15 protein-coding genes are annotated in these 18026 nt (G+C 71.5%); 9 read left to right on the top strand and 6 right to left on the bottom strand.

The annotated features are described in order from the left end of the window. Positions 1-155 precede the first annotated feature (155 nt). The 6 genes from ABT041_RS19175 (at position 156) to ABT041_RS19200 (ending at position 5995) form a co-directional block, all read left to right on the top strand. Positions 156-1001 (top strand): M24 family metallopeptidase, encoded by an 846-nt coding sequence (locus ABT041_RS19175; RefSeq protein ID WP_351185814.1) that lies wholly within the window; start codon positions 156-158, stop codon positions 999-1001. Then, complete coding sequence (locus tag ABT041_RS19180; protein ID WP_351185817.1) at positions 1001-2794, top strand: SDR family oxidoreductase; 1794 nt, start codon at positions 1001-1003, stop codon at positions 2792-2794. Before ABT041_RS19175 ends, ABT041_RS19180 begins: the two co-directional genes overlap by 1 nt. A 141-nt stretch (positions 2795-2935) precedes the next feature. After that, positions 2936-3904 (top strand): MerR family transcriptional regulator, encoded by a 969-nt coding sequence (locus ABT041_RS19185; protein WP_351185820.1) that lies wholly within the window; start codon positions 2936-2938, stop codon positions 3902-3904. 123 nt (positions 3905-4027) lie between these two features. Continuing rightward, positions 4028-4570 (top strand): RNA 2'-phosphotransferase, encoded by a 543-nt coding sequence (locus ABT041_RS19190; protein ID WP_351185823.1) that lies wholly within the window; start codon positions 4028-4030, stop codon positions 4568-4570. A gap of 50 nt (positions 4571-4620) precedes the next feature. Further along, positions 4621-5073, top strand: coding sequence for a hypothetical protein (locus ABT041_RS19195; RefSeq protein WP_351185825.1), 453 nt, complete (start codon positions 4621-4623; stop codon positions 5071-5073). 19 nt (positions 5074-5092) lie between these two features. Continuing rightward, the gene (locus tag ABT041_RS19200; protein WP_351185828.1) at positions 5093-5995 is read left to right on the top strand and encodes an LLM class flavin-dependent oxidoreductase; all 903 of its coding nucleotides are present in this window, start codon (positions 5093-5095) and stop codon (positions 5993-5995) included. A 31-nt stretch (positions 5996-6026) separates the two neighbouring features. Here ABT041_RS19200 and ABT041_RS19205 read toward each other — a convergent pair whose 3' ends face one another. Then, complete coding sequence (locus ABT041_RS19205) at positions 6027-6536, bottom strand: DUF6083 domain-containing protein (RefSeq protein ID WP_351185831.1); 510 nt, start codon at positions 6534-6536, stop codon at positions 6027-6029. Between the two features lie 396 nt (positions 6537-6932). On the opposite strand from ABT041_RS19205, the gene ABT041_RS19210 reads away from it, so the two are divergent. After that, positions 6933-7796, top strand: a complete 864-nt coding sequence (locus ABT041_RS19210; RefSeq protein WP_351185834.1) for a Cof-type HAD-IIB family hydrolase — start codon at positions 6933-6935, stop codon at positions 7794-7796. Between the two features lie 82 nt (positions 7797-7878). On the opposite strand, the gene ABT041_RS19215 is transcribed toward ABT041_RS19210, so the two are convergent. The 4 genes from ABT041_RS19215 to ABT041_RS19230 form a co-directional block, all read right to left on the bottom strand. After that, positions 7879-9591, bottom strand: a complete 1713-nt coding sequence (locus ABT041_RS19215) for a GAF domain-containing sensor histidine kinase (protein WP_351185837.1) — start codon at positions 9589-9591, stop codon at positions 7879-7881. Between the two features lie 83 nt (positions 9592-9674). Beyond that, positions 9675-13184 (bottom strand): thiol reductant ABC exporter subunit CydD, encoded by a 3510-nt coding sequence (cydD, locus tag ABT041_RS19220; RefSeq protein ID WP_351185840.1) that lies wholly within the window; start codon positions 13182-13184, stop codon positions 9675-9677. A gap of 43 nt (positions 13185-13227) precedes the next feature. After that, on the bottom strand, positions 13228-14229 hold the full coding sequence (gene cydB, locus ABT041_RS19225; RefSeq protein ID WP_351185843.1) for a cytochrome d ubiquinol oxidase subunit II: 1002 nt from the start codon (positions 14227-14229) through the stop codon (positions 13228-13230). 18 nt (positions 14230-14247) lie between these two features. Then, positions 14248-15756 (bottom strand): cytochrome ubiquinol oxidase subunit I, encoded by a 1509-nt coding sequence (locus ABT041_RS19230; RefSeq protein ID WP_351185846.1) that lies wholly within the window; start codon positions 15754-15756, stop codon positions 14248-14250. Between the two features lie 206 nt (positions 15757-15962). Here ABT041_RS19230 and ABT041_RS19235 point away from each other — a divergent pair, with 206 nt between their 5' ends. Next, complete coding sequence (locus ABT041_RS19235) at positions 15963-16343, top strand: cyclophilin-like fold protein (protein WP_351185849.1); 381 nt, start codon at positions 15963-15965, stop codon at positions 16341-16343. Here the strand turns inward: ABT041_RS19235 and hisC are convergent, their stop codons facing one another. Further along, entirely contained in the window at positions 16344-17438 is a 1095-nt protein-coding gene (gene hisC, locus ABT041_RS19240) for a histidinol-phosphate transaminase (RefSeq protein WP_351185852.1), read from the bottom strand. 391 nt (positions 17439-17829) lie between these two features. Here hisC and ABT041_RS19245 point away from each other — a divergent pair. After that, positions 17830-18026 (top strand): LacI family DNA-binding transcriptional regulator (locus ABT041_RS19245; protein WP_351185855.1); only part of this gene is annotated, 197 nt, incomplete at its 3' end.

Raw genomic sequence — 18026 nt, forward strand, 5'->3', positions numbered from 1 at the left:
GTCTCTTTCCCAGGACCTCGGCCGGTCGTTCCCCGGACTTTTCCACAGGGTCGGCGTCCGACCCCTTGACGCAGCCGCCGGGCATTGTCACATTCATCGGTGTCAAGTTACGGACGCGTAGCGCAGCCGGGCGCTCACACGGGACGGCGGGTGGCATGGCCTCAGCAGTGACAGGCGAACTCTCCGCGGAGCTGCGGGGGTTCAGGGAAGTACAGCGGCTCTCCTACGAGTGCGCGGAAGCCGTCGCGGCCCAGCTCAAGCCGGGCGTGACCGAGCGCGAGGCCGCCCGGATGCAGCGCGAGTGGCTGTACGAGCGGGGGGTGCGGGACTGGTTCCACCGGCCGTTCGCCTGGTTCGGGGACCGCACGGCCTTCGTGGACTTCAAGATCCCGCTGCAGTTCTTCCCCACGAACCGGCGCCTGGAGGCGGGGATGCCGTTCATCCTCGACATGGCACCGGTCTACAAGGGCTACACGGCCGACATCGGCTACAGCGGCTGCCTGGGCCTCAACCCCCTGCACGACAAGCTGCTCGCCGACCTTCAGGCGCACCGCGAGCTGATCCTGCGCGAGGTCCGCGAGCGACGCACGCTGCGCGAGATATACGGGGACGTGGACCGGCTCATGGTCCGCCAGGGGTACGCGAACCGGCACCGGGCCTATCCCTTCGGCGTCATCGCCCACAAGATCGACCGGGTGAAGGAGCGTCGCTGGGCGCCGACCCTGTTCGGCTTCGGCACCCAGTCGCTCAAGGGCCTCGCGAGCGACGCCGTGCACGGGCACCGGGACGGCTGGTCGCCGCTCTGGTCGCCGTACAAGTTCTCCGACCACCCGCCCAAGCCGGGGCTGTGGGCGGTCGAACCGCACCTCGGATTCCGGGGGACGGGCGCGAAGTTCGAGGAGATCCTGGTCGTCACCGACTCCCGGGACCCCGAGCAGAGCGCTTTCTGGCTCGACGACGATCTGCCGCACGTGCGGCGCTGGAACGAAGGGGCGGTCTGATGGCGGGGCTGAACGGAGCGCGGGAGCGCTGGGTCCGGACGGGCGGCATCGAGCTGTGCGTCGCCGAGCTCGGCGACGCGGACCGGCCGACCGTCCTCCTGGTGCACGGGTACCCGGACTCCAAGGAGGTCTGGTCGGAGGTCGCGCCCCGGCTGGCCGAGGACTTCCACGTCGTGCTGTACGACGTCCGGGGCCACGGCCGGTCGACGGCTCCGGCCCCGCTGCGCGGCGGCTTCACCCTGGAGAAGCTGACGGACGACTTCCTCGCGGTCGCCGACGCCGTCAGCCCGGACCGGCCGGTGCACGTCGTCGGGCACGACTGGGGCTCGGTCCAGTCCTGGGAGTTCGTGACCGTCGCCCGCACCGAGGGCCGGATCGCCTCCTTCACCTCCATGTCGGGTCCCTCCCTCGACCACTTCGGGCACTGGATCAAGCAGCGGATGACCCGGCCCACCCCGCGCCGGGTCGGGCAGCTCCTCGGCCAGGGCGCCAAGTCCTGGTACGTGTACATGCTGCACACGCCCGTGCTGCCGGAGCTCGCCTGGCGCGGGCCCCTCGGCAAGCGCTGGCCGAAGCTCCTGGAGCGGCTGGAGAAGGTCCCGGCCGGCGACTACCCGACGCCCTCGCTGCCGAGCGACGCGGCGCACGGGGCCTGGCTCTACCGGGACAACGTCCGGGCCCGGCTCGGCAGGCCGCGCCCCGACGCGTACGCCCACGCGCCCGTGCAGCTGATCACGCCGACCGGTGACGCCTTCCTCTCCGAGCGGCTCTACGACGACCTGGCCACCTGGGTGCCCGACCTGACCCGGCGCACCCTGCCCGCCAAGCACTGGGTGCCGCGCACCCGGCCGGACCAGCTGTCCGCCTGGATCGCCGAGTTCGTCCGGGCCAACGAGGACGCGGCGGCCAAGGCACCGAAGCCCGTGGCGTCGACGACGGCGAAGAGCGGTGTGAAGCCGCAGTACGCGGAGCGGTTCGGCGGGCAGCTCGTCCTGGTGACCGGCGCCGCCAGTGGCATCGGCCGGGCCACCGCCTTCGCTTTCGCGGAGGCCGGCGCCCGGGTGGTGGCCGTGGACCGGGACGCCGAGGGAGCGGCCCGCACGGCCGAGATGGCGCGTCTGATCGGCGCCCCGGAGGCCTGGGGCGAGGCGGTGGACGTCGCCGACGAGCAGGCGATGGAGAAGCTGGCCGGGAAGGTGGCGAGCGAGTACGGCGTCGTCGACGTCCTGGTCAACAACGCGGGCATCGGGCTCACGGGCTCCTTCTTCGAGACCTCGGCCGAGGAGTGGAAGCGGGTCCTGGACGTCAACCTGTGGGGTGTCATCCACGGCTGCCGTTTCTTCGGCGCGCAGATGACCGCGCGCGGGCAGGGCGGCCACATCGTCAACACGGCCTCGGCGGCCGCCTTCCAGCCGTCCCGGGCGCTGCCCGCGTACAGCACGTCGAAGGCGGCGGTGCTGATGCTCAGCGAGTGCCTCCGCGCCGAACTGGCCGACCAGGGCATCGGGGTGTCGGCGATATGCCCCGGCATCGTCAACACCAACATCACGGCGACCGCGCGGTTCGCCGGGGTCACGGACGCGGCGGAGGAGAAGCGCCGGCAGCAGAAGGCCTCCCGGCTGTACGGCCTGCGGAACTACCCGCCGGAGAGAGTCGCGGACGCGATCCTGGGGGCGGTCCTGCACGACAGGGCCGTCGTCCCGGTGACACCCGAGGCCCGGGGCGCCCACTTCCTGTCCCGCCTCAGCCCGGGGGCCCTGCGGGCACTGGCCCGCTGGCAGCCGCCGGCGTAGCGGGGGCCTCGGCCGCGATCGCGGGGAGCGGGCCGGGCCGGGATCGCGGGGAGCGGGCCGGGCCGGGATCGCGGGGAGCGGGCCGGGACCGGCGGTCGTACGATCCCTTGCAGGAGGGGCCCCGCGGCGGCGGGGTGGAGGATGCGGTCGGTGGGAGCGGGTTTGTCCGAGCAGTCAGCACAGCCGGAGTACCGGATCGAGGATCTCGCCCATCACAGCGGGGCCACGGTCCGGACGATCCGCGCCTACCAGGACCGAGGTCTGCTGCCCCGCCCGGAGCGGCGGGGCAGGTCGAACGTGTACGGGGACGCGCACCTCGCGCGGCTCCACCAGATCGCCGACCTCCTCGACCGGGGCTACACCCTGGCCTCGATCAAGGAGCTCCTGGAGGCCTGGGACACCGGCCGGGGACTCGGTGGGGTGCTGGGCCTGGTCGCGGAGGTCGACGGGCCGTGGACGGATGAGGAGGCGGATCGGATCTCCCGGGCCGAGCTGGACGCCCGCTTCGGCGGAACGCCGGACGAGGAGGCCATCCGGGAGGCCGTCGAGCTCGGCGTACTGGAGCGTCTGCCGGGACGGGAAACCGAGGAGTACCTCGTACCGAGCCCGCAAGAGCTGGCGGTGGCGGCCGAGTTGTACGCAGCGGGGGTTCCGCTGTCCGCAATCACCGGGCATCTGCGGGAACTTCGTGATCAGGTCGAGCACATCGCCTCTCGTTTCCTGGAGTTCACGACCGAGCACGTCTTCGCGCGGTACCTGGAGCACCGGCCGCCGACGGACGCTGACGCGACCGAAGCGGCGACGATGGTGCGACGGCTCCGCCCGCTCGCCCAGCAGACGGTGGACGCCGAACTGGCTCGCGCCATGCGCTTGCTGGCGAACCGTCACCTCCAGATCCACCTGTCGTCCGATGCGCCCGCCATGAAGGACGATCAGCCGCGTGCGGTGTCGCTCCCGGCGGGGACGATAAGGGCCGTTCAGAGCCTGGTTGGCGCGGAAGGCGTCGAGGCGTTCATCGCGGCGGCCACTGAACGGGAGGTCAGCAAAAGGACATTGGACGCTCTTGCGGCAAGTCATCAGATAACTAACGAACTTACTCAATCACCTTGAAAACGCAGCCCAGTTGTCCACAGAATCGCCAACTGGCCTGTGGATAAACACCTTTGGTTGTGGATCAAACCTGTGCGCTCGAATTCGATGGTGAGGAGTTTCACGCTCCGGCATCCTGACGGAATGAATCAAGCACGCACAGTGAAGGTGTCGAAGTACCTCTCCAAGCATCTGCGCCACCAGCCCGAGCGCATCGGACTCGTCCTCGACGCCCAGGGCTGGACCGAGATCGACGCCCTGCTCAGGGCCGCCGCCGAGCACGGCTTCCCGATCACCCGCGAGGAGCTCGACCACGTCGTCGCGACCAACGACAAGAAACGCTTCGCGATCGAGGGCACCCGCATCCGCGCCAGCCAGGGCCACACCGTCGCCGTCGACCTGGACCTGCCCGCCGCCGAACCGCCCGCGTACCTCTACCACGGTACGGTCGCGGCCCGGCTCCCCGCGATCCGGGCGGAGGGGCTGCGGCCCATGGCCCGCCACCACGTGCACCTCTCCCCCGACCGGGAGACGGCGACCCGCGTCGGTGCGCGCCGGGGGCGGCCCGTCGTGCTGAGCGTCGACGCCGGAGCCATGCGACGGGCCGGACACGTCTTCCACGTGAGCGCCAACGGGGTCTGGCTGACGGACGCCGTTCCGCCGGAGTTCCTCCGCTTCCCGTCCTGAGACGGAGCCGTACGCCCGGTCAGATCCGCGCCTGCGGCATGATCGGCTTCATGGCCCACCCCCATCTGCCCAGCACCGAAGCCGCCGTCAGAGCGATCCGTGAGGTCGCCCGGGAGTTCAGCCTGGAGATGACGGTGACCGACGACATCGGCGCCGACCGGACGTCCCGGCGCACCTCGGCCGGCGCGTTCACCGTCATGGACCCGGACGGCTCCCTGCCCCACGAGGCCTATGTCGAACTGGGCGGCTCCCCCGCCGTCACCGTCCAGGTCTTCCCCGAGGACGACGCCCTGATCACCGTCGACGGCATCGAGTTCGCGGACGTGCCGCGCGACGCCGTCCCCGCCTTCCTCCGCTCCGTCCACGGCGGCCTCGCCCACGTGAAGGGCCGGTTCTTCCCGCCCGGATGGTGGCTGATCGTCTCCCTTCCCGGCGACGAGACGTACAAGGAACTCGTCACGGGGACCACCCTCACCCCCTGGATGAGCGCCCGCGTCCGCTGACCGCCGTAGGCTCGGGTGCATGAGCCTGCGCCTGAGCACCGTGATCCTTCCCGTCGACCGCTGGCACGAGGGAGGCCGCCAGAAGTGGCGGCACGCCGAGGAGCTGGGATTCCACACGGCGTACACCTATGACCACCTGTCCTGGCGCACCTTCCGCGACCGGCCGTGGTTCGGCGCGCTGCCCACGCTCACCGCGGCGGCGACGGCCACCGAGCGGCTCCGCCTCGGCACCCTCGTGACCTCGCCGAACTTCCGTCACCCGGTGACGCTGGCCAAGGAGCTCATCTCGCTGGACGACGTCTCCGGCGGGCGGGTCACCCTCGGCATCGGCGCGGGCGGCAACGGCTTCGACGCCACCGCGCTCGGGCAGGAGCCGTGGACGCCCAAGGAGCGTGCCGACCGGTTCGGCGAGTTCGTGGCGCTGCTCGACCGGCTGCTCACCGAGGACGTCGTGTCGGAGCGCGGCGCGTTCTACTCGGCCGACGAGGTGCGGAACATCCCAGGCTGCGTCCAGCGCCCGCGGCTGCCGTTCGGCGTCGCGGCGACCGGGCCGCGCGGGCTGAAGCTGGCCGCGAAGTACGGGCAGGCGTGGGTGACGACCGGCGACCCGAAGCTGTACGAGGAGGGGACCCCCGAGCAGTCGGTGGCCGCACTGCGCGGCCAGGTCGAGAAGCTCGCCAAGGCGTGCGCCGAGTCCGGGCGGGACGTCGCCGAGCTGGACAAGATCCTGCTGACCGGCTTCACCCCGGACCGGAACGGGCCACTGGAGTCCGTGGACGCGTTCGTGGACTTCGCCGGGCGCCACCGCGAGCTCGGCTTCACCGAGATCGTGATCCACTGGCCGGTCGCGGACTCCGTCTTCGCCACCGACCAGACGGCGTTCGAGAAGATCGCCACCGAGGCGCTCGCCCAGCTGGGCTGAGCGTCACCGAAGCGCCCCGCGCCGGGGCGGGTCAGGCCGTGCGGCGGGCGTGGCTCCGCCACAGGGCCAGCAGGACCGGGGAGTCGGCCGGTGCGGGGCGGGCCGGGCAGACGTCGAAGTGGCTGACGCGGCAGGTGTCGGACGGCACGGCCGAGCCGAGGTTGACCGCGGTCCCGTCGCCCGCGATGCGCCAGCGTCTGCCGGCCGGGACGAGCCGGGCCGTCTGCTCCGCGGGCTCGATCATGACCCAGCGGCCGCGCACCGTCCGGTGCCACTCGGCCCGGGCCCCGCACCGGTCGCAGACGGCGGTGGACGGCGTCCCGGGGACCGCGGAGGCCGCCGTCTCACGGCCCGCGGCGGACGGCACCCGCTGCTGAGGCACGGCAGCTGCGGGGCGCGTGGCCTCCGACACGGCGGTGAGTGCGCGGGGCGTCGGCCGTGCCACGAGGTCGGCCAGGCCCGCCAGGACGTCTCCCACCAGCACCGGCTCCCGTACGGGATGCGCCGCCCCGGCCCGCTCGCACCCCGCGCACAGGGCCATGCGGAGGCTCCCGACCCACGTTCCGTACGGCGCACCGCAGGAGTCGCACTCCTCGCTTCGCCGGCCCGCGACCATGCCCCGCCCTCCCTGGAGACGCCGTCAGCTCCCAGGGGTCTTCCCCGTCACGCCGAAAACGAACGGGTGTTTACGGCCATTTCGTGACGGACCGTTCCCGCTTCTTCGCCCCCCGGTCGTCGCTCAACCCTGGCGCTTCGGCAGGTTCCGGTAGCCCGGGTGGACGCCCGGAGTCGGGCCCTGCTGCTCGGCGCTGCGACGCCGTTCGACGAATTCAGACCACCGCGGAAGAAAACCCCAAGCGCACGTCCTGGCCAAGAAGCCGGGCTCATATGTGCGGCTCCTCGCACGCCCGTGCGTCCGGTACGGAAGAATGGTGCGGTGACCTCTCCCCGTTCCCCGCGCCCTTCCGCCCCGGTGGCCCGGCTGATCGCCACCGACCTCGACGGCACCCTGCTCCGTGACGACAAGTCCGTCTCCGAGCGCACGGTCGCCGCCCTCGCGGCCGCCGAGCAGGCCGGGATCGAGGTCTTCTTCGTCACCGGCCGCCCGGCCCGCTGGATGGACGTCGTCAGCGACCACGTCCACGGACACGGCATGGCCATCTGCGCCAACGGCGCCGCCGTCGTCGACCTGCACTCCGGCGGCACCTTCCTGGAGGTCCGCCCGCTGGAGCGCCCGGTCGCGCTCGACGTCGTCAGCGCGCTGCGCGCCGCCGCCCCGGGGACGTCCTTCGCCGTCGAGCTCACCACCGGCATCCACTACGAGCCGCAGTACCCGCCGTTCTTCCTCGACCCCGGCGCCACCGTCGCCACCGCCGAGAAGCTGCTCTTCGAGGAGAAGCCCGGCTCGGCCGCCCCGGTGCTCAAGCTGCTCGCCCAGCACCCCGAGCTCGACCCCGACGTGTTCCTCGCGATCGCACGGGAGGCCGCGGGCCACCTTGCCGCGTTCACCCGGTCCAGCCCGACCGCCCTCATCGAGATCAGCGCGCTCGGCGTCTCCAAGGCCTCCACGCTCGCCCTGTGCTGCGCCGAGCGCGGCATCGGCGCCGAGGAGGTCGTCGCCTTCGGCGACATGCCGAACGACATCGAGATGCTGAGCTGGGCCGGCCGCTCCTACGCGATGGGCAACGCACACCCCGACGTCATCACCGCCGCCTCGGGCCGGACGGTCGGCAACAACGAGGACGGGGTCGCCGTCGTCATCGAGGAACTCGTCGCCGAAACCCTGGCGCAGCAGGTCTGACCCCCCAGAGCGGGGCCTCCCCCCGACCCGTCAGAGCGGGGCCTCCCCCCGACCCGTCAGAGCGGGGCCTCCCACCGACCCGTCAGAGCGGGGCCTCCCACACCACCGTCGTCCCGCCGCCGTCCTCGCCCAGGCCGGGGTCGCACCAGCTCGCGCCGCCCAGCGACTCGGCCCGGCGGGCCAGATTGCGCAGGCCGCTGCGCCGGCCGCCCTCCGGGAGGCCGATGCCGTCGTCGGCGACCGACAGACGTACCCCGGCGGAGCCGTCGGGCAGCGTCACACCGGCGTCGACGACCACCTCGATCCTGCTCGCGGCCGCGTGCCGGAAGGCGTTCGAGAGCGCCTCGCGCAGGGCGGCGATGAGGTTCTTGCCGGTGAGCTCGCCGACCGTCGAGTCGATCGCGCCGAGGAAGCGGTGCGCGGGCTTGAAGCCGAGCGGCACGGCCGCCATGTTGATCTCCCGCAGGACACGGGTGCGCAGCCCCGACGGGGCCTCGGCGGGGCCCTGCTGGAGCGCGAAGATCGCCGTACGGATCTCCTGGATGGTGACGTCCAGCTCGTCCACGGCCTTGCCCACGCCCTCGCGCACCGCCGGCACGATCGACTTCCGCTGGGCGCTCTCCAGCATCATCCCGGTGGCGAAGAGCCGCTGGATCACCAGGTCGTGCAGGTCGCGGGCGATCCGGTCGCGGTCCTCGTAGACGGCGAGCCGCTCCCGGTCGCGCTGGGCGTCGGCCATCATCAGGGCGAGGGCGGCCTGCGAGGCGAACTGGGTGGCGAGCGTCCGCTCGGACTCCGTGAACTGCCGGGCGCCCCGCACCCGGGGCGTGGCGAGCGCGCCGAGGACCCGTCCGCCGCTCTGCAGCGGCAGCATCATGCTCGGTCCGTACGTGGACGTCAGCCGGCTGATCATGCGCGGGTCGGTCGAGGCGTCGGCCACGAAGACCGCCTCGCCCTCCAGGAGCTCCTTCACGACGGCGCTCTCGGGCGGGATCACCACGCCCAGCGACTTCGTGGGCCGGGGCGAGGAGACGGCGACGATCTCCAGGCCGCCGTCCTCGGCGGGCAGGAGCACGATCCCGGCGTCCGCGTCGGCGAGCCGGCGGGCCTGTTCGGCGACGACCGTGAGGGCGTCGTCCGCGTCGCCGCCCGAGAGCAGCGCGGTGGTGACGGCGACCGAGCCGTCGATCCACCGTTCGCGCTGCCGGGCCGCCTCGTACAGACGGGCGTTGCCGATCGCGATGCCGGCCTCGGTGGCGAGGACCCGGACCATGTGCACGTCGTAGTCGTTGAACTCGCCTCCGCCGTGCTTCTCCGCGAGGTAGAGGTTGCCGAAGATCTCGCCCTGGACCCGGATGGGGACGCCGAGGAAGCTCCGCATCGGCGGATGCCCGGGCGGGAAGCCGGCCGAGCGCGGATCGGTGGACAGATCGGCGAGGCGGATCGTCTGCGGGTCGCGGATCAGCGCGCCGAGCAGTCCCGCGTGGCCGTCGGGCCGCCGGCCGATCCGGCGGGCCACGTCCTCGCCGACGCCGAAGGTGACGAAGTCGGACAGGCCCTCGCCCTCGTCGTCGACGACGCCGATCGCGGCGTAATGGGCGTCGGCGAGTTCGGCGGCGGTCTCGCAGATCCGGTCGAGGGTGGAGTGGAGTTCGAGCCCGGTGCCGACCGAGCGCATGGCCTCCAGGAGCTGCGGCACGCGGGCCGTGAGCTCCGTGGACAGCCCCTGGAGGCTGCGGGTGGCCTGGGTGGCGGCTTCCAGGGGGTCCGAGGACTCGGACGCGTCGGCGGTCATGGGCTTGAGCCTAGTAAGTCCGATTTGGCGAGAAAAGTCGGCCTGCCTCCGAGGACGTCCGCCGCCTCACCGTCATGCGCGACTCAGCTCCCTGCCGTGGCGAGCAGGTCGGTCTCCCGCTCCTGCTCCAGCATCCGCCGCAGCGGGCCGTCCACGACCGCGAGCTCGGCGTACGGGCCGCGCTGCACGGTCCGGCCCTCGTCGAGGACCACCACCTCGTCGACGGCGTCGAGACCGTGCAGCCGGTGGGTGATGAGGACGGTGGTGCGGCCCTCGGTGGCCCGGAGCAGGTCGTCGGTGAGCGCGTCGGCGGTGGCCAGGTCCAGGTGCTCGGCGGGCTCGTCGAGGACGAGCACCGGGAAGTCGGCGAGGAGCGCCCGGGCGAGCGCGAGGCGCTGCCGCTGGCCGCCGGAGAGCTGCGAGCCGTGCTCGCCCACGAGGGTGTCGAGCCCGGCGGGCAGCCCGTCGACCCAGTCGAGCAGCCGGGCCCGGCGCAGCGCCTCGCGCAGCTCCTCGTCGTCCGCCCCGACCTTGGCGAGCCTCAGGTTCTCGCGGACGGAGCTGTCGAAGAGGTGGGCGTCCTGGGCGCAGAGGCCGACGAACCGCCGGACCGCGTCGCCGTCGAGCTCACGGGCCGGCACGCCGCCGATCCGGTACGTGCCCTGCTCCACGTCCAGGAAGCGGAGCAGCACCTGGGCGAGGGTGGTCTTGCCGGAGCCGGAGGCGCCGACGACCGCTACCCGCCGCCCCGCCTCCAGGGTGAGCGCGAAGCCGTCCAGCGCGGGCCGCTGCTGCCCGGCGTGCCGGGCGGAGAGCCCGGCCAGCTCCAGCGGGAACGGGCTCGCCGGGGGAGCGGCGGGCGTCTCCGGCTCGTGTACGGGGACGGGGGCGTCCAGCACCTCGAAGACCCGCTCGGCGCTGCGCTTGACGCGCTGCCGGTACTGGACGGCGAGCGGAAGCCCGTTCACGGCCTCGAAGGCGGCCAGCGGGGTCAGGACGACCACCGCGAGGGCCACCCCGTCGAGCCGCCCGTCCCGTACGGCCTGGACGCCGACGAGCGCGGCGGCCGCGACGGTCAGGCCGCAGACCAGAGCCGAGAGCCCGGCGCCGAGCCCGGTGGCGGCGGCCTGCCGGGAGGCGATGGAGGTGAGGGTGCGGTCGGCGTCCCGGGCCCGCTCGATCCTGCCCCGGAGCGCACCGGCCACGGTCAGTTCGGCGCAGCCGCGCAGCAGATCGGCGACGGCGGTGGCCAGGGCGCCGCGCGCGGGGGCGAGCCGCCGCTCGGCTCGGCGGGCGAGAGCCCCGCCGGCCGCCGGTACGACGACGCCGGCGACGAGCAGGCCGACGGTGAGGACGGCTCCGGCCTCGGGCAGCAGCCAGGCGGTGAACCCGACGGAGCCGGCTCCCACGACGAGTGCGGCGCCCACGGGGAGCAGCCAGCGCAGCCAGTAGTCCTGGAGCGCGTCGACGTCCTGGACGAGCCGCGCGAGGAGGTCACCGCGCCGGGTGCGGCGCAGTCCGGCCGGAGCGATCCGCTCCAGGCGCCGGTAGACGGAGACCCGCAGGTCGGCGAGCATCCGCAGGACGGCGTCGTGCGAGACGAGCCGCTCGGCGTACCGGAAGACGGCGCGGCCGATGCCGAAGGCCCGCGTGGCGGTGACGGCGACCATCAGATAGAGCACGGGCGGCTGCTCGGAGGCCCGCGAGATGAGCCATCCGGACACGGCCATGAGCCCCACGGCGGACCCGAGGGCCAGGCTCCCGAGCAGCAGCGCGAGCGCCATCCGCCCCTTGAGCTCGCCCGCCATCCCGCGCACCCGCGCGAGCACCGACGAGGACGCCACGGGCACCTGTCCAGCAGGGCTCGTGGGGGTTCCCTCGGCCACGAAGCCGGCGGTGGACGTCTGCACGACCGGGCTCGTCGAGGGCGAATGTTCCACGTGAAACGGAGCGGGCTGTGCGCCGCCAAGGCTCACCACCCGGTCCGCCACCGCGAGCAACGCGGGCCGGTGCACGACCAGCAAGACGGTGCGCCCCGCGGCAAGCCGCCGCACCGCCTCCACCACCCCCGCCTCGGTCGAACCGTCCAGCGCCGCCGTCGGCTCGTCGAGCAGCAGCAGCGGCCGGTCCGCCAGGAAGGCCCGGGCGAGCGCGAGCCGTTGCCGCTGCCCCGCCGAGAGTCCCGCGCCGTCCTCGCCGAGGACCGTGTCGAGCCCCTGCGGCAGCCCCGCGACGAACCCGTCCGCCCCGGCGTCCCGCAGAGCGTCCCGTACGGCCTCGTCGGAGGCGTCCGGCCGGGCGAGCCGGACGTTCTCGGCGACCGTCCCCGCGAACAGATACGGCCGCTGCGGCACCCAGGCGATCCGGGCCCGCCACTCCTCCAGGTCCATCGACCCCAGGTCGACGCCCCCGACCCGTACCGAACCGCCCTCCTCCGGCACCGCGAACCCGAGCACGACGTCGAGCAGGGTCGACTTCCCGACCCCGCTCGGCCCGACCAGGGCCACCGTCTCGCCGGGCTCGACCGTCACCGTCGCCGCGTCGAGCGAGGGCTCGTCGCGTCCCGCATGACGCACGGTCACGCGGTCGAGCTCAAGCCGTACGGACTCCGGCACGGACGCCGTGCCACCGTCCCGTACCGGCTGCTCCAGGACGTCGAAGATCTCCTCCGCCGCCGCGAGGCCCTCCGCCGCCGCGTGGTACTGCGCCCCCACCTGTCGCAGCGGGAGGTAGGCCTCGGGGGCCAGGATCAGGATGACGAGCCCGGTGTACAGGTCGAGCTCGCCGTGGACGAGCCGCATGCCGATGGTCACGGCGACGAGCGCGACCGACAGGGTCGCGAGCAGCTCCAGGGCGAACGAGGAGATGAAGGCGATCCGCAGGGTCCGCATCGTCGCCCGGCGGTACTCCGAGGTGATCGCGCGGATCGACTCCGCCTGGGCCTTCGCCCGACCGAAGATCTTGAGCGTGGGAAGGCCGGCGACCACGTCCAGGAAGTGACCGGAGAGCCGCGAGAGCAGCTTCCACTGCCGGTCCATCCGGGCCTGGGTGTACCAGCCGATGAGGATCATGAAGACCGGGATGAGCGGCAGCGTGACGACGATGATCGCCGCCGAGACCCAGTCCTCGGTGACGATCCGGGCCAGGACCGCCACCGGCACGACGACCGCGAGGCCGAGCTGCGGCAGATAGCGGGCGAAGTAGTCGTCGAGCGCGTCCACGCCCCGCGTGGCGAGGGCGATCAGCGAACCGGCCTTCTGCCCGCTGAGCCACCCCGGTCCGAGGGCGCCCGCGCGGCCGAGGAGCCGGCCGCGGAGTTCGGACTTGACCGCCGCGCTCGCCCGGTGGGCGGCGAGCTCGGTCAGCCACGAGACCAGCCCCCGTGCCACCGCCACTCCGGCGAGCAGCAGCAGGGGCGTGGTCAGATCGGAAACCGACTGGGCCTTCTGGAAGGCGCCCACCACGATCTCGGCGATGAGCATCGCCTGGACGATGACCAGCGCCGCTCCGACGAGCCCGAGCGCGACCACCGCGATCAGGAAGAGACGGGTGGCCCTGGCGTACCGGAGCAGGCGCGGATCGATCGGTTTCACGTGAAACATGCCCCTCTAGTGAGCGTCGGCTGCCGAGTGCCGGCTAGTGGGCTTCGGCGATGTGCTGCGTACCGATGCGCTTTCGGAACACCCAGTAGGTCCAGCTCTGGTAGAGCAGCACCAACGGGGTCGCGATCGCCGCGCACCAGGTCATGATCTTGAGCGTGTACGGGCTCGACGACGCGTTCGTCACGGTAAGGCTCCACGCGGGGTTCAGCGAGGAGGGCATGACGTCCGGGAAGAGGGCCAGGAAGAGCATCGCCACCGCCGCAGCGATCGTGACACCCGAGAGCGCGAACGACCAGCCCTCGCGCCCCGCCTTGATGGCGGCGATGGCCCCGACGAGCGCCACCACGGCGACCAGCATCGCCGCGAGGCTCCAGCCGTCTCCCGTGTGGACCTGGGTCCAGATCAGGAAGCCCAGGGCGAGCACGGCCGTCACCAGACCCAGCTTGAGCGCGAGCGCCCGCGCCCGCCCCCGGATGTCACCGACCGTCTTGAGCGAGGCGAAGACCGCGCCGTGGAAGGTGAAGAGGGTGAGCGTGACCAGGCCGCCGAGGAGCGCATACGGGTTGAGCAGGTCCCAGAAGCCGCCGACGTACTCCATGTCGCCGTCGATCTTCACGCCCCGGACGATGTTGCCGAAGGCCACGCCCCAGAGGATCGCGGGAATCAGCGACGTCCAGAAGATGGCCTGCTCCCAGTTGCGCTGCCAGTTCTCCTCGGGCCGCTTGGCGCGGTACTCGAAGGCGACGCCCCGGACGATCAGGCAGACCAGGATGATCAGCAGCGGCAGGTAGAAGCCGGAGAACAGCGTCGCGTACCACTCGGGGAACGCGGCGAAGGTCGCTCCGCCGGCGGTGAGCAGCCACACCTCGTTGCCGTCCCAGACGGGTCCGATGGTGTTGATGAGGACCCGCTTCTCGGCCCGGTTCCGAGCGAGCAGCTTGGTCAGGACGCCGACCCCGAAGTCGAAGCCTTCGAGGAAGAAGTAGCCGATCCAGAGGACGGCGATGAGTACGAACCAGACGTCGTGGAGTTCCATGCCTCGATCTCCTCAGCCTCAGTACGAGAAGGCCATCGGGCGGTCGGGGTCGCGTGAGTCCCCGCCGATCTTGGTGGGCGGGTTGAGGTCGTCCTCGGTGAGCTCCGGCGGTCCTGCCTTGACGTACTTGACGAGGAGCTTGACCTCGACGACGGCGAGGATCGCGTAGAGCGTGGTGAAGACGATCATCGAGGTGAGCACCTCGCCCTGGGAGACACCGGGGGAGACCGCGTCACGGGTGCGCAGCACGCCGTAGACGACCCAGGGCTGACGGCCCATCTCGGTGAAGATCCAGCCCCAGGAGCTGGCGATCAGGGGGAACGCCATCGTCCAGAGGGCGATGATCCAGTACCACTTGCCCAGGCGGGGGCTGAGCGCCTTCCGCTTGAACAGGACCAGATTCGGCACTTCGTCCTCACCGGTCCTCATGCCCGGCGCCAGCATGAACTTCTTCCGGGTCAGCCAGAGGCCGATGACGCCGACGCCCAGCGAAGCCATGCCGAAGCCGATCATCCAGCGGAAGCCCCAGTAGGCGACGGGGATGTTGGGCCGGTAGTCGCCGGGCCCGAACTTCTCCTGCTCGGCCTTGTTCACGTCGTTGATGCCCGGGACGTACGAGCTGAAGTCGTCGTTCGCGAGGAAGGACAGCAGACCCGGGATCTCTATGGCGACCGTGTTGTGACCCTTCTCGACGTCGCCGTAGGCGAAGACCGAGAAGGGCGCGGGCGCCTCGCCGTCCCAGAGCGCCTCGGCGGCGGCCATCTTCATCGGCTGCTGCTTGAACATGACCTTGCCGAGCAGGTCACCGCTGATGGCGGTGCCGAGTCCGGCGATGATCAGGGTGATCAGGCCGAGCCGCAGCGAGGTCCGCATGATCGGGATGTGCTTCTTGCGGGCCAGGTGGAACGCGGAGATACCCACCATGAACGCGCCGCCGACCAGGAACGCGGCAGTGATCGTGTGGAAGAACTGGGTGAGCGCGGTGTTCTGCGTGAGCACCTGCCAGAAGTCGATGAGCTCCGCCCGGCCGCGCTCCTCGTTGATCCGGTAGCCCACGGGGTGCTGCATCCAGGAGTTGGCCGCCAGGATGAAGTACGCGGAGAGGATGGTGCCGATCGACACCATCCAGATGCAGGCGAGGTGGATCTTCTTCGGCAGCTTGTCCCAGCCGAAGATCCACAGACCGATGAAGGTCGACTCGAAGAAGAAGGCGATGAGCGCCTCGAAGGCGAGCGGGGCGCCGAAGATGTCACCGACGAACCGGGAGTAGTCGGACCAGTTCATACCGAACTGGAACTCCTGCACGATGCCGGTCACGACCCCCATGGCGATGTTGATCAGGAAGAGCTTGCCCCAGAACTTCGTCGCCCTGAGGTACTTCTCCTTGCCCGTGCGGACCCAGGCGGTCTGGATGCCGGCGGTGAGCGCGGCAAGCGAGATCGTCAAGGGCACGAACAGGAAGTGGTAGACGGTGGTGATGCCGAACTGCCAGCGCGCCAGTGTTTCCGGCGCCAAAGCTAGGTTCACGTCGTCTTCTCCTTACTCGACGTGGTCACAGCGGGCAGTCTGCCTGGCGGGTTCCCCCCAAACCGGGAGGAAGCAGGACACGCTTGTGAACGCGTTCACATTCACAAGCATTATGGCTCATACGAAATCCGTACGTAAGAGCGGGGTACGCCTACTCGAAGGCCCTCTCTTCCCAGGACCCTTCAACATATTGTTGAATCCGAGGCATGACCCTTCGGATCCGCATCTCATGGCCCGCCGGCCACACCACGGCCACCATCGACGAAACCCCCACGAGCAAAGCGCTCGTGGGGGCTCTCCCGATCGTCTCCACCGCCCGCACCTGGGGCGAGGAGGTCTACTTCGACACGCCGGTCTCCGCCGCGCTCGAGTCCGACGCCCAGCAGGTCGTCGAGCCGGGCACGGTGGCGTTCTGGACGGACGGCGACGCACTCGCCCTCCCCTACGGTCCGACGCCGATCTCCCGGGGCGAGGAATGCCGGCTCGCGAGCCCCTGCAACCTGCTGGGCGCGCTGGACGGCGACCCGCGGATCCTGGCCACCGTCAGGGACGGCGACCCGATCCGCGTGGAGCTCGTACAGAGCTGATCAGGCCTTGCGGAAGCCCTCCGCCGCCTTCAGGAACAGGTCGTTCGCCTCGCACTCACCGATCGTGACGCGCACGCCCTCGCCCGCGAACGGCCGCACCATCACGCCGTGCCGCTCGCACTCCGCCGCGAAGTCCATGGTCCGCTCGCCGAGCCGCAGCCAGACGAAGTTCGCCTGGGTGTCCGGCACGGTCCAGCCCTGGGCCACGAGCCCCGCATGGACCCGCTCACGCTCGGCCACCAACGAGCCGACCCGGCCGAGCAGTTCGTCCTCGGCCCGCAGGGAGGCCACCGCCGCGTCCTGCGCCAGCTGGCTCACGCCGAACGGCACCGCCGTCTTGCGCAGCGCCGCCGCCACCGGCTCGTGGGCGACCGCGAAACCGACCCTCAGCCCCGCCAGGCCGTACGCCTTGGAGAAGGTGCGCAGCACGGCCACGTTCGGCCGGTCGCGGTACAGCTCGATGCCGTCCGGGATCTCGGCGTCGCGGACGAACTCCCGGTACGCCTCGTCGATCACGACCAGGACGTCGGAGGGCACCCGGTCCAGGAAGCGCTCCAGCTCCGCCCGGCGCACCGCGGTGCCCGTGGGGTTGTTGGGGTTGCAGACGAAGATCAGCCGGGTCCGGTCGGTGATCGCCTCGGCCATCGCGTCGAGGTCGTGCACCTCGCCCTCGGTCAGCGGCACCTGCACCGAGGTGGCCCCGCTGATCTGCGTGATGATCGGGTACGCCTCGAAGGAGCGCCAGGCGTAGATCACCTCGTCGCCCGGGCCCGAGGTGGCCTGGAGCAGCGACTGCGCGACGCCGACCGAGCCCGTGCCGGTGGCCAGATGGGAGACGGGCACGCCGAAGCGGTTCGCCAGCTCCTCCGTCAGCCCGGTGCAGGCCATGTCCGGGTAGCGGTTGAAGTTCGCGGCGGCGGCGAGGGTGGTCTCCATGACCCCCGGCAGCGGCGGGTAGGGGTTCTCGTTGGAGGACAGCTTGAAGGCCACGGCCCCGCCCGCGGCGGCCGGCTTGCCCGGCTTGTAGGTGGGGACGCCGTCCAGCTCGGCGCGCAGCTTGGGGCTGCCGGTGCTCGTCCCGCTGGTCTCGCTCACAGTGTGGCCTCCTCGACCGTCCGTACCGCCAATACTCCTCACCTTAAGAGGATTCGCCGCCGCTGCGAATGGGCTGTGGACAACAGGAGGGACACGCTGTGGATACGGCGCCGATCCCGGCCGAACAGAGGGGGAGCGCGCAAACGGGTGGCGTGCGCCGGTGGCGGGCGCCGTGGCGCGCATCCCCCGTAGAGGTGAGTTGAGACCTCTTCGAGACCTCGCCCCCTCGCCAGGCCTATGCCGCTCGATGACCCCAGATCACACGGCAGAAGGCTCAACTACCTTCGATTCACTGCCTCTTGCGCCTGTTCGATCATGCAGAAACGTGCCTGTCAATGCCTGCATATGCGGCCGTCCCGACCGCCCCTCATCGCCCTACTATCGGCTCGCCATGACAGCAGCAGGGAAGCACCAGGTGAGCCGGGCACAGACCCGGGGAAGCCGGCAGGGCCGGGCAGGCATCCGGGACGTGGCCGCCGCCGCCGGGGTCTCCATCACGACTGTCTCCGACGCGCTCAACGGCAAGGGCCGACTCCCGGACGCCACCCGCCGCCACGTCCGCGAGGTCGCCGACAGGCTGGGCTACCG

Origin of the sequence: Streptomyces sp. NPDC002825, from assembly GCF_040295385.1 — a bacterium.
Lineage (GTDB): Bacteria > Actinomycetota > Actinomycetes > Streptomycetales > Streptomycetaceae > Streptomyces.